General features: G+C 44.4%; 12 protein-coding genes. 9 read left to right on the top strand and 3 right to left on the bottom strand.

Features of this window, described 5'->3' with window-relative positions:
- Positions 1-19 precede the first annotated feature (19 nt).
- The 3 genes from KIT51_07125 to KIT51_07115 all read left to right on the top strand — a co-directional run bounded on the left by KIT51_07125 (position 20) and on the right by KIT51_07115 (position 2,430).
- On the top strand, positions 20-703 hold the full coding sequence (locus tag KIT51_07125; GenBank protein ID UYN88017.1) for a DUF4290 domain-containing protein: 684 nt from the start codon (positions 20-22) through the stop codon (positions 701-703).
- Positions 704-850: 147 nt separating this feature from the next.
- Positions 851-2,158 carry a UDP-N-acetylglucosamine 1-carboxyvinyltransferase gene (murA, locus tag KIT51_07120; protein ID UYN88016.1) on the top strand — a complete coding sequence of 436 codons (1,308 nt, stop codon included), beginning with the start codon at positions 851-853 and terminating at the stop codon, positions 2,156-2,158.
- Complete coding sequence (locus KIT51_07115; GenBank protein ID UYN88015.1) at positions 2,158-2,430, top strand: hypothetical protein; 273 nt, start codon at positions 2,158-2,160, stop codon at positions 2,428-2,430. Before murA ends, KIT51_07115 begins: the two co-directional genes overlap by 1 nt.
- On the opposite strand, the gene xth is transcribed toward KIT51_07115, so the two are convergent.
- Positions 2,427-3,203 (bottom strand): exodeoxyribonuclease III, encoded by a 777-nt coding sequence (gene xth / locus KIT51_07110; GenBank protein UYN88014.1) that lies wholly within the window; start codon positions 3,201-3,203, stop codon positions 2,427-2,429. The two genes, KIT51_07115 and xth, sit on opposite strands and share 4 nt — an antisense overlap.
- Positions 3,204-3,340: 137 nt before the next feature.
- The gene (locus tag KIT51_07105) at positions 3,341-3,610 is read right to left on the bottom strand and encodes a hypothetical protein (protein ID UYN88633.1); all 270 of its coding nucleotides are present in this window, start codon (positions 3,608-3,610) and stop codon (positions 3,341-3,343) included.
- Positions 3,611-3,631: 21 nt separating this feature from the next.
- Here KIT51_07105 and hisS point away from each other — a divergent pair, with 21 nt between their 5' ends.
- The 5 genes from hisS to KIT51_07080 are packed head-to-tail and all read left to right on the top strand — an operon-like array spanning position 3,632 to position 9,810.
- Positions 3,632-5,002 carry a histidine--tRNA ligase gene (hisS, locus tag KIT51_07100; GenBank protein ID UYN88013.1) on the top strand — a complete coding sequence of 457 codons (1,371 nt, stop codon included), beginning with the start codon at positions 3,632-3,634 and terminating at the stop codon, positions 5,000-5,002.
- 5 nt (positions 5,003-5,007) lie between these two features.
- Complete coding sequence (hutH, locus tag KIT51_07095) at positions 5,008-6,501, top strand: histidine ammonia-lyase (GenBank protein UYN88012.1); 1,494 nt, start codon at positions 5,008-5,010, stop codon at positions 6,499-6,501.
- Entirely contained in the window at positions 6,498-8,396 is a 1,899-nt protein-coding gene (locus KIT51_07090) for a gliding motility-associated C-terminal domain-containing protein (GenBank protein ID UYN88011.1), read from the top strand. The genes hutH and KIT51_07090 overlap by 4 nt, the downstream gene beginning before the upstream one ends.
- Positions 8,397-8,448: 52 nt before the next feature.
- On the top strand, positions 8,449-8,784 hold the full coding sequence (locus tag KIT51_07085; GenBank protein ID UYN88010.1) for a YbaB/EbfC family nucleoid-associated protein: 336 nt from the start codon (positions 8,449-8,451) through the stop codon (positions 8,782-8,784).
- Positions 8,785-8,793: 9 nt separating this feature from the next.
- Positions 8,794-9,810 (top strand): glycosyltransferase family 2 protein, encoded by a 1,017-nt coding sequence (locus KIT51_07080; GenBank protein UYN88009.1) that lies wholly within the window; start codon positions 8,794-8,796, stop codon positions 9,808-9,810.
- Here the strand turns inward: KIT51_07080 and KIT51_07075 are convergent.
- On the bottom strand, positions 9,794-10,012 hold the full coding sequence (locus KIT51_07075; GenBank protein UYN88008.1) for a PspC domain-containing protein: 219 nt from the start codon (positions 10,010-10,012) through the stop codon (positions 9,794-9,796). The genes KIT51_07080 and KIT51_07075 overlap by 17 nt on opposite strands.
- A gap of 189 nt (positions 10,013-10,201) precedes the next feature.
- Here KIT51_07075 and KIT51_07070 point away from each other — a divergent pair, with 189 nt between their 5' ends.
- Positions 10,202-11,980: a hypothetical protein gene (locus KIT51_07070; protein UYN88007.1), complete on the top strand. Its 1,779-nt coding sequence runs from the start codon at positions 10,202-10,204 to the stop codon at positions 11,978-11,980.
- Positions 11,981-12,037 lie beyond the last annotated feature (57 nt).

Here is a 12,037-nt window from a genome sequence, read left to right as displayed (position 1 = left end):
CATCCATAAATCCAATTACATGATAGGCGAATACAACACCGCAAGACCACACATTATTTTAAAGGAATACGGACGCAACGTTCAGAAATTAGTGGAGTACATCCGTAGCGTTCCCGATAAGGAAAAGCGTACTGAACTGGCCGCTACACTGATTGAACTGATCAAACAGCTTACACCAAGTTTAAAAGACCAACCTGAAAACCCACAGCGCCTTTGGGATGACCTGTACATCATAGCCGATTTTAACCTCGATATCAACAATCCATACCCGGTGCCCGAACCCGAAGTACTTTTCAAGAAGCCTATGAAAGTGGACTACCCGCAAAGCAAGGTAAGGTTCAAGCACTATGGCAAGAACATTGAGAAGCTGGTGAAAGAGGCCATGAAAAAAGAAGATCCATCTGAACGGGAAGATGCGATCATCTACCTGGGTAAACTGATGAAAACCTTCTTCGGAGCCTGGAACAAAGAAACACTGGACGATTCAGTTATCCTCAATGACATCAGGATCATGTCGGAAGGGAGACTAACGCTTAACATCGATAAGGTGCGTGAAGAAAACCTGTTCGAGATGCTTTACCGTGAAAAGAAAAAACTACAGCCTGTACAAGGCGAGCGTGAGCGCGACCGGAACAATGGAGGTGGCAAACACCGCCATCAAAAGCCTTTCAACAAGAATAAGAATCGCAGAAGAAGAGACTAATATTTGTCAGCCTGAGCTTGTCAAAGGCTATTTCATTTTTTTATTTCAGGTTTCAACAAGTGACTGACAGTTCTATTGTGGTTATGGAATAGCCAACAGAAATCTTTATTATTGTCAATTGTTAGCTATCAACTGTTAATTGACTACATGAGTATATTCCGAATTAAGGGCGGTAAAAAACTGAAAGGTGAAATTACACCGCAAGGTGCCAAGAACGAAGCGCTTCAAATTATTTGTGCCGTACTCCTTACCGATCAACCGGTAACCATACACAATATTCCTGATATTCGTGATGTCAACAAACTGATTGAGTTAGTATGTGATTTAGGTTGCCAGGTTGAAAAACTTGACACTGGTTCATATCGTTTTACGGCCAAAACTATCCACACAGAATTTTTAGAAACCGATGCCTATCGTACGAAAGCAGCAGCCCTTCGCGGCTCGGTTATGTTACTCGGCCCCATATTAGCCCGCTACGGAAAAGCCAACATACCTAAACCCGGTGGCGATAAAATCGGGAGAAGAAGATTGGATACTCACTTTATCGGATTTCAAAAACTGGGAGCCGAATTCAATTTCGAATCGAACGATCAGCTATTTCACATTGATGCCAGTCACCTGAAGGGCACGTACATGCTGTTGGATGAGGCTTCTGTTACCGGAACGGCCAACATTATTATGGCGGCTGTGTTGGCAAAAGGCACAACAACTATTTATAATGCAGCATGCGAGCCCTACCTTCAACAACTTTGCCTGATGCTTAACCGCATGGGTGCAAAAATCAGTGGCATCGGCTCCAACCTGATTAGTATTGAAGGTGTTGAAAAATTAAACGGCACCGAGCATACCCTGCTGCCCGACATGATTGAGATTGGTAGCTTCATTGGCCTTGCGGCTATGACGCAATCGGAAATTACCATTAAAAATTGCCGTATTGATATGCTGGGCATGATACCCGATGTTTTTAAAAAGCTGGGCATTAAAATGGAGTTCAGGGGTGATGATATCCACATTCCCGCACAAGCGAATTATGAAATCGAAACCTTTATCGATGGCTCAATCTTAACTGTTGCCGATGCCCCCTGGCCGGGCTTTACTCCCGATTTGATCAGTATAGTTTTGGTAGTGGCTACACAAGCCAAGGGAACGGTACTCATCCACCAGAAGATGTTTGAAAGCCGGCTCTTCTTTGTAGATAAACTGATCGACATGGGCGCACAGATTATTTTGAATGATCCGCATCGTGCTACTGTAATTGGTTTAGATCGCAAACATCCGTTGCGTGGAATAAAAATGGCTTCCCCCGATATTCGCGCTGGGGTAGCCTTACTGATTGCAGCACTATCTGCCAATGGTGTTAGTGAAATTTCCAGTATCGACCAAATTGACCGGGGTTATCAAAATATTGATGGACGGTTGAAATCCTTAGGTGCTGACATTGAACGAATAAACTGATGCAAGCAAAACACATCGGTATTGGCTGTGCAGTTCTTCACTTTCTGATTGCCTTGTTTTCTATTCTTCAATTCGCCTCGCTGGAATTAAGCTTCCAGCTTCCATTTGGTTCATGGCATGACCAAACACCCGTACGGTTTTTTATGGACTTCGCTTTCTTTCTAACGCTGGGTGTTGCTACAGGCTGGTCGGCCTTTAAAGCCGACCGTAGGGTGCAAAAGCTTTTTCAGTTGCTTTCGGTAACTGTTTTTGTGCTGTACTTTCTGAATTAAACCTGAATGGTAAGCCCTATCGGGCAATGATCGGACCCGTAGTACTCATTGTAAATTGTTGCTGATTTGATTTTATCCACCAATAATTTACTGGCCAGAAAATAATCTATTCTCCATCCCACGTTTCGTGCGCGTGCATTGAACATATAATTCCAATAGGTATACTTTACCGCCTCCGGATGAAAATGCCGGAAGGTATCAACAAACCCGGCATCCAATAATTTTTGAAAGCCATCAATTTCAATTTGGGTATAGCCGGCTGACTTGTTGTAGTTATCTTTTGCCCGTGCAATATCAATCGGTTGGTGTGCCACATTCAGGTCACCGCAAATAATAACTGGCTTTCTGCGGTTCAAACCAACCACATACTTACGGAATTCCTCATCCCATTGAGCACGATAATCCAGTCTTTTCAATCCTTCACCTGCATTGGGTGTGTAAACGGTAACCAGGAAAAACGACTCAAACTCAGCCGTTACTACCCTGCCCTCCTGGTCATGTTCTTCAATGGCCATATCGTAGGTAACTGAAACCGGTTCTGTCTTGGTTAGAATAGCCGTGCCGGAATAACCTTGCCGCGCTTTGGATGAATTGATATAGCCTTTGTACTCGGGCATGAGCTCCAACACCGATTTAACATCCTCTACCGAAGCCTTGGTTTCCTGAAGGCATAGCATATCGGGTGCCATGGCTTTTACATCTTTTAAAAAATCCTTTTTAATAATCGAACGGATGCCATTTACATTCCAGCAAACAAGATTCAAAGGAGCCATAAACGAGTAGTAGTTTTAAGGTCTGCAAGAAACTAAGAAATGCAATCTGCCTGCAAGCCATAGGTTAAAAAATAAAAGCCCTTGCTCGATAAGGAGCAAGGGCTACTGTATAGTAGTGGTAAAATGTAAAGGACTGATCAGGCTTTCTTCGCCTTGAACGCTTCTTTAATTTTCTCGATATCAACGTTCTTAATGACAGGCTTAGCATTTTGGATTTTTAAGCTCTGACGTCTTACCGCGGATTTTGACTTATCCTTGCGGTTCTTTCTCTTTAAACGGGTTACTGCCATGACTTTTGTTGTTAAAAGGAGCGCAAAAATAATGCTTTCCGCCACATAGGCAAAAGCCCATAGCCAATATTGTGTTTTTAGCTTAAAAATGAGCGTAATTACCCTTGCTTTCCGCAATCGTATTAGCTTTGCCCTTGTATGGAAAAACCTGCTTTACCGAAAGGAACACGCGATTTCGGGCCTTCTGTAATGGCTAAGCGCCAGTTTATTCTCACCACCATCCGCACGGTATTTCAAAAGTATGGTTTTCAGCCATTGGAGACCCCCGCCATGGAAAACCTCAGCACCCTGACAGGAAAGTATGGTGATGAAGGAGATCAGCTTTTATTCAAAATCCTGAATAGCGGAGACTTTCTGAAAGATGTGGATAAAGACAAGCTCGAAACACGAAACTCAAAAAGTATTGTAGCAGAAATTTCTGAAAAAGGCCTTCGTTACGACCTCACGGTTCCGTTTGCCCGCTACGTGGTGATGAACCGGCATGAAATATCGTTGCCCTTTAAACGCTATCAAATTCAGCCTGTTTGGCGGGCTGATCGTCCGCAGAAAGGCAGGTACCGGGAGTTTTATCAATGCGATGCCGATGTGGTGGGTACTGATTCACTGATCTGCGAAGCTGAGATCGTGTTGATGATTAAAGAAGTAATGCACAAACTTAACATCAACAACTATTCGATTAAGATTAATCATCGTGGTGTGCTGAATGGGATTGCCGAAGTTTTAGGTGCTGTCAGGAAAGTGAATGATCTTTTTGTGGCCATCGATAAACTCGATAAAATTGGTGAAGCTGGTGTGCGCAATGAATTGACTGAAAAAGGTTTTTTGGCAAATCAAATCGATAGATTGTTTAACCTGCTCAGCACAAAAGGAACTAACCGTGAGAAGCTTGACGCGCTGAAAACAACATTCACCCAATCAACAGCAGGTTTAAAAGGTACAAGTGATCTGATAGAAGTTTTAGATTTACTCAACCAGTACCAGGCAGATGATGAACATGTTGAATTTGACATTGCGCTGGCCCGCGGCCTCAGTTATTATACGGGCTGCATTTTTGAAGTGAAGATTAACGATGTGGCCATTGGCAGTGTAAGCGGTGGCGGCCGGTACGATAACCTTACGCAAGCTTTCGGCTCGAAAGAACAATTGTCGGGTGTAGGAATTTCTTTTGGTATTGATCGTCTGTACGATGCGATGGAGGAACTGAAATTGTTTCCGAAAGAAACATTGTCGTCATCGAAAGTTCTTGTTTGTCATTTTGATGAATCAACCCGCTCCTATGGCTTGTCGCTGCTCACAAAACTAAGGGAAGCCGGAATTAACTGTGAAATCTATCCGGATGTAACCAAACTTAAAAAGCAGTTGGATTATGCCAACAAGAAAATGATTGCGTTTTGCCTGGTAGTGGGCGAAGAAGAAATGAAGAGCGGAGATCTCACCATCAAAAACATGCAAAGCGGAGAGCAGGAAAAACTTACCATCAACAACATCATTCATAAACTCACATACTAATCCAGTTGAAAAAAAAGCACGCTATATCTTCCCGGGAGCTCACGCTTGATGATCTGAGCACATTAGCGTTCAGTGATATTGAAATTACCTTATCCGATGAAGCCAAACAAAAAATCAATCACTGCCGTGATTACCTGGACGAAAAGCTAAAAAATACCACCCATCCGATTTATGGTATCAACACCGGCTTTGGCTCGTTGTACAATACCTATATCGCACACGATCAACTTGAAAAACTCCAGGAGAATCTAGTGAAGTCGCATGCCTGCGGTGCAGGGCCGGAAATTCCTGATGAAATCGTAAGACTCATGCTGTTCCTGAAAGTTCAGTCCTTGGCTTATGGTTACTCAGGCGTTCAGTTGCAAACCGTTCAACGACTGGCCGATTATTTCAATCATAAAGTTTACCCGGTTATCTATGAAATGGGCTCACTGGGTGCGTCAGGCGACCTGGCACCTTTAGCGCACCTGGCGCTAACGCTTATCGGGCATGGTGAAGTACACCATCAAGGCAAATTGCTTACAGGCAAAGAAATCAACGAGCACTTCAACTGGGAGCCAGTCCATTTCAAAGCAAAAGAGGGATTGGCACTTTTAAATGGAACACAGTTTATGAGTGCCTATGGTGTGTGGTGCACATTACATGCACACAGGCTGATTAAACTTGCAAATATTATCGGTGCACTTTCGTTGGATGCATTTGACGGCCGGATTGATCCGTTTCTGCCGAACGTTCATGCTATTCGCCCACAGAAAGGACAGGTAAATGTCGCTGCAGAATTTCTATCCTTACTGGAGGGCAGCGATTTAATTAATCAAAAGAAAAAGCATGTGCAGGACCCTTACTCGTTCCGGTGCATACCCCAGGTCCATGGCGCCAGCCTCGATGCAATCAATCATGTAACCGGTATTATCCTTACCGAGGTGAACAGCGTGACCGATAACCCTAATGTTTTCCCGGAAGACGATGCCATCATTTCAGGCGGGAACTTTCACGGACAACCGTTGGCCTTATCACTAGACTATCTGGCGATGGCGTTGGCCGAACTGGGAAGCATCTCAGAACGAAGGATATATCAACTAATTTCTGGTTCACGCGACTTACCGAATTACCTCGTGGCCAATCCGGGTATTAATTCAGGTATGATGATTCCTCAGTATACTGCGGCCTCACTGGTAAGCCAGAACAAACAACTCTGCACGCCCGCTTCGGTTGATTCAATTGTGTCGTCCAACGGGCAGGAAGACCACGTAAGTATGGGCGCTAACGCAGCCACCAAAGCTCACCGGGTTGTTAATAACCTCTATTCAATATTGGCCATCGAATTGACCGTGGCTGCACAAGCGCTGCATTTCCGCAGGCCGTCAAAAACATCCCCTAAACTTGAGAAAATTGTAGATACTTTCAGGCAGGCTGTTCCGTTTGTAGAAGAAGATCGCGTTCTGCACCACGACCTGGTGAGTGCCGAACGGTTTATTCGCGAATTAAACATTTCATGATTATCCGGCTTGTAATTAGTCTGTTGGTACTATTCCCCCTGTTGGCACAGGCACAATACATAAGTCGCCTGGGCCGCTTTTCGGTTGATGAGCGCAAAGGTTGTACACCCCTTACTGTTACCATTACCAACACCAACCTTATTACAACGGGCTTTTGTACCGGTGGCAACCCCTGCGATATTGATTGGGGCGATAACTCCACCCCACAGCAAAATATATTTGTACATACCTACACCCAACCGGGCACTTACTTGTTACGGGTTTTATACCAGAACCTTGGCATCGATGACATACAAATAGTGGTTACCCCAAACACACCTCCGGCTTTTGATGTGTACACTTGTGGCGGAAACCAGGTGCAGGTTCGCGTTACCGATACCAACTACGATGCCTACATTATAAATTTCAATGATGGCAGCCCGGAAGTACAGGTGCCAAAAGGTGCCGCGGCTGTCAGTAACCATACCTACGCAACCAGCGGAAATAAAACCATTTCTGTTCGGGGGAAGGATGTAAATGCAGACGACAATTGCGGATCAAACACCTTACCGGTAAATGCATTGGCCGTGTTACCGCCACCATTCATCAACGAACTTACCGTTATCAATTCAACTTCAATTGCACTCAATTACACGGCCGCACCCAATATCTTATACCGGCTTGAAGTCGCTACCAACAACAACACTGCTTTTCAACTTGCACAAACACTTTATAATGCCTCCACAACATCGCTTACCAATCTTAGGCCTGATGATAATTACTATTGCTTCCGGTTAGGAGCATTCGATCCTTGCAATAATACCACGGTCTACTCCAACATTATTTGCAGTGCCGATTTGAATGCTGTAGCTCAGAATAATCAGAATAACCTGACTTGGGCAACAAACGCAACCGGTATTTCAAATTTTTCCATTAATCGCGATGGGTTACCGGCAGGAACAACCGCCACTTCTTCTTTTATCGACAATAATGTGGTCTGCAAAACAGAGTACTGCTATCAACTCACTTCAAACTATACCAATGGTAGCCGAAGTATTTCCCTTGTTAAGTGTGTTACTGCCTTTTCAACCGATATACCAACGGCTATCAATAACGCCACAGCACAAGTAACGGCAACAGGACTTGATCTGACCTGGCCTCAGGATCCGGCTTTTCAACCCATTGATTATAGTGTTTTAAGAAAACCCGGTAGCGGTAATTTTCAGCTTATTGGTAAACCCACCCTGGCCCAGTATTTTGATAACGCGTACACTACCCTTGATGAATTCTGTTATCGGGTGAACTACGTTGACGTGTGTGGCAACAGCGCACCACAGGGGATTGAAATTTGTCCGATCAGGTTAACCGGAAACCTTACACCCGAAAATTACTCATCCCTTAGCTGGTCAGGCTACGAGGGATGGCTGAATGGAGTCAATCAGTATATACTCGAAAAATATAACCTTCAGGGCCAGTTACTGCAAACTATACCGCTTGGAGCTGGTACTTTAACCTATCTGGATTCCGATGTAAATCCTAACGAACAAGTTTATCGCTACATCGTAAGGGCCAACGCAAACCAGGCTGGTTTAGGCCAGGCTGTTTCCAATGAAATTGAATTAAAAAAGGAACCAAAATTATTTTACCCAACGGCTTTTACCCCCGACAAACAAGGGCCAGTGCAAAATGAAGAGTTCCGCGTTTTCGGTCAATACATTGCCCGGTTTGAAATGCAAATCTTCAACCGTTGGGGCGAACTACTCTTCTCCACCAGCGACATTGATGTTGGGTGGGACGGTACATTCAGGGGAAAAGACCAACCCGAAGGGACATACGCTTTCGTTGCGCGGTTAACCGACCTGTCGGGAACATCGTTTACACGAAGCGGCTCGGTTGTATTACTGCGGAAGAGATAGCACAAATTGGTAGATTTGCTGCGAATTATTCGACAACCTACAATCCCTGCTTATGTTCGACATGATGAAAATGATGGGCAAAATGAAAGAGGTGCAGGCCCGTATAAAAGAAGCACAAGACAACTTAGATAAGATTACAGCCCATGGCGAGTCGGGCGGAGGCATGGTTAAGGCAACTGTAAATGGAAAACGTAAACTATTAGCGGTTGATATTGACCCATCGTTATTGAAAGCCGATGATAAAATTATTGTTCAGGACCTGGTCATTGCAGCCGTGAACAAGGCCTCAGAAGAAGCAGAACTACTGGCTAAAGAAGAACTTCGTAAAAGCACTGAAGGGTTATTGCCCAATATACCCGGCATGGACCTTAGCGGCATGATGGGCTAAAACAGACGCTTGAGTAAGGTATCCGTTGTCATATTAAATTATAATGGCGAGAAATTGCTCAAGCAGTTTCTCCCGATCGTGGTTGAACACACCGCCAATGCTACTATTGTTGTGGCCGACAACGGATCTTCTGATCAATCTATCCCTTATGTTAAAAAGAACTTTCCAACTGTTGAGGTTATTCAACTTGACAAAAACTATGGTTTCTGTGGTGGATACAACCTGGCCTTGAAAAAAATCAATACACCTTATTATGTCCTGTTAAACTCCGATATCGAAGTGACACCCGGATGGCTGGAGCCGATGATCACCCTATTGGAAAACGAGCCCCAGGTTGCGGCCGTGCAGCCGAAGATATTGTCCTACCACCAGAAAGATCAGTTCGAATATGCCGGTGCCGGTGGTGGATTTATCGATACGTTGGGTTATCCTTTTTGCCGGGGAAGGATTTTTAACCATACCGAAAAAGATGAGGGGCAATACAATGATACCCGCGAGGTGTTCTGGGCTTCTGGTGCATGCCTGGTCATCAGGAGCGATACCTACCATTCCCTGGGGGGCCTTGATGAGACATTTTTCGCCCACATGGAAGAAATCGATTTATGTTGGAAAATCCACCGAATGGGCAAAAAGGTATCCTATTGTGGTTTAAGTACAGTTTTTCATGTAGGTGCCGGTACCCTGCCGCGTAACAACCCGCGCAAAACCTATTACAACTTCCGTAATGGGCTCAGCCTCATCTATAAACACCTGCCCACGGCCCAACTCCTGTATAAACTACCCCTCCGTTTGCTGCTTGATATGGTTGCTGCCCTAAAATTTATGCTTGAAGGGCATGTAAACGATGGCATAGCGGTTATCAAAGCCATACTGCACTTTCTAAAATCCCTTCCCGGCACACAGCGTCAGCGCACAATGCTTAGGGAGGTATACCCGTACAGCCTTGACAAGGTTTTCCGCGGGATGATTATCGTAGACTACTACCTGTTGGGGAAAAAATCTATACCATTTAAAAATCCCAAATAGGGCTTCTTTTGCGCAATGACTTGCGCAGGTTCATAATAAAGGCCAAGGCCAGGTAAATAATCACTGGCGATCCGAAAGTAATGAAGGAGGCATAAATAAAGAACAGTCGTATGGTTGAGGTGGCTATCCCAAATTTTTCACCTAGCCGGGCGCACACGCCAAAAGTGTATTCCTCCAAAAATAATTGAAGTTTATCAACCATATTACCCATAATTATTTGGCTTTCGTCTGTATTATCGTTCGTTTACCGACTAATGGACATATTCACAAATATAAGGTTCCGCCAAACCTTAACCGAAGGCCGAAATCTTTATTTTTTGACTATAATTGCAAAAAAAAGCATAGAAGGCTACATTTGCCACTCGCTTAAAACAACCAAAATATAAATCCAATGAGAAAATTTGTTTACGCATTCTTGATTGTAGGCGCCCTTAGCCTGGCTGGGTGTACCCTCCCCCAGATGGTTAAAATGTCGAAAGAGCAGCAACTTACTGTTACCCCTAACCCGCTGGAGGTGCACAAGGACACTGTATCGTTCGATATGGCCGCCAATCTTCCGGTAAAAATGTTAAAAAAGGGTACTGTTTATACAGTTAATACCTTTTACAAATATGGTAATCAGGAAACCGCCCTTGCTCCTATTGAGTTTAAGGCCGAAGATTACCCGAACAGCAACACAGAACAACCTCGTGTAACCAAAAAGTTTGACTTTGCTTACGTTCCAGCCATGAAGTCTGGCGTGTTACAGGTTGAGGGTGTTGCTTCCAAAGGATCAAAATCAAAAGCAACACCTCGCATGGATGTTGCCGTTGGTGTTATCACCACCTCAAAACTTGTTAAGCCTGTGGCTTTCGCGGCTTATGCAAACCATGGTTATAACAACCAGGAAGAAATTATACCGATTGTAATCCCCGACTTTATTTTTGAACAAGGCCGTTCTGTACTTCGCACCTCCGAAATAAAGAGCGACAAAGGAAAGCAATTGGATGCCTTTATCGCTTCTAAAAACATTACCAAAACCGTTTCCATCACCGGAACACACTCACCTGAAGGTGCTGAACGGATCAACAGCAAACTTTCCCCTGATCGCGCAAAGGCCATTGAAAAATACTACCGCGATCAAATGAAGAAATACGACTACAAGGATATGGCTAAGGACATCCAGTTTATCCTGAAGCCGGTTGTACGTGATTGGGCTGAATTCCGCACGGCACTTTCCGCTTATGATGGTATTACTTCAGAAGAAAAAGCCGAATACCTGAACATCATTAACGGTGGCGGAACATTTGAAAGCCAGGAAAAACAAATGGCAAAATTGAAGACCTACAAAAAAGTTTTCAAAGATGTGTACCCTAAATTAAGAACTGCCAAGACCGAAATCCTTACCATCAAAGACAAAAAGACTGATGCTGAGATTGCTGTTCTCGCCAAGCAAATTACATCCGGTCAAGCGAATGCAGGCGCACTTTCTTTTGAAGAATTGATGTACTCCGCAACGCTTACTCCTTCTTTAGAAGAAAAAGCTTCTATCTATGAAGCTGCTACTAAAAAAGGAACAAACTGGAATGCCCATAACAACCTGGCTGCAGCTTATATCGCTCAAGCTATTGATAATACTTCCAACTCATCTTCATTAATCGATAAAGCACAAGCTCAACTTGACCTTGCAGCCCGCATTAATGCAAATGCTCCGGAGGTTAACGCAAACCTTGCTTCTGTTGCTATGTTGAAAGGCAATGCTTACGCAGCCTACAACAATGCTAACAAAGCCCTTAGCGGAGGTCTTCGTGGCGATAATGCTGCCGGTGTAAACGGTGTTAAAGGTTCAGCCGCTATCGCCATCGCTAAATACAGCGAAGCGGTCAGCGCAACATCCTCTGCTGCCAATACAGCGGATAATTTATTCAACAAAGGACTGGCGCAAGTCTTGAACAAAGACTATCAAAATGCATTGACTTCATTTGGTGAAGCCACTCGCCTCAACAGCAATCATGCGCACGCATTTTACGGTGCAGCAGTAGCTTCGGCCCGTTTAGGCAATGCCGATGGTGTGGTGAGCAACCTTACCAATGCCGTAAAAATTAACCCTGATTTAAAATCAGCTGCCTTGACTGACCTTGAGTTCAGCAAGTGGGCTACTTCTGAAGCTTTCAGGAACGCCCTCCGCTAATACGTAACCTCATTGGATCAAAAACCACCCTGGCACTCCCGTCAGGGTGGTTTTTTT

The organism is Cyclobacteriaceae bacterium (assembly GCA_025808415.1).
GTDB lineage: Bacteria > Bacteroidota > Bacteroidia > Cytophagales > Cyclobacteriaceae > UBA2336.
This window is presented reverse-complemented; position numbering and strand designations above follow the sequence as displayed.

Coding starts and splice junctions, on each gene's coding strand:
- xth (UYN88014.1), bottom strand. CDS start 3,203: ATGGCTCCTTTGAATCTTGTTTGCTGGAATGTAAATGGCATCCGTTCG.
- KIT51_07125 (UYN88017.1), top strand. CDS start 20: ATGATAGGCGAATACAACACCGCAAGACCACACATTATTTTAAAGGAA.
- KIT51_07075 (UYN88008.1), bottom strand. CDS start 10,012: ATGGTTGATAAACTTCAATTATTTTTGGAGGAATACACTTTTGGCGTG.
- hisS (UYN88013.1), top strand. CDS start 3,632: ATGGAAAAACCTGCTTTACCGAAAGGAACACGCGATTTCGGGCCTTCT.
- KIT51_07085 (UYN88010.1), top strand. CDS start 8,449: ATGTTCGACATGATGAAAATGATGGGCAAAATGAAAGAGGTGCAGGCC.
- KIT51_07070 (UYN88007.1), top strand. CDS start 10,202: ATGAGAAAATTTGTTTACGCATTCTTGATTGTAGGCGCCCTTAGCCTG.
- KIT51_07115 (UYN88015.1), top strand. CDS start 2,158: ATGCAAGCAAAACACATCGGTATTGGCTGTGCAGTTCTTCACTTTCTG.
- KIT51_07090 (UYN88011.1), top strand. CDS start 6,498: ATGATTATCCGGCTTGTAATTAGTCTGTTGGTACTATTCCCCCTGTTG.
- murA (UYN88016.1), top strand. CDS start 851: ATGAGTATATTCCGAATTAAGGGCGGTAAAAAACTGAAAGGTGAAATT.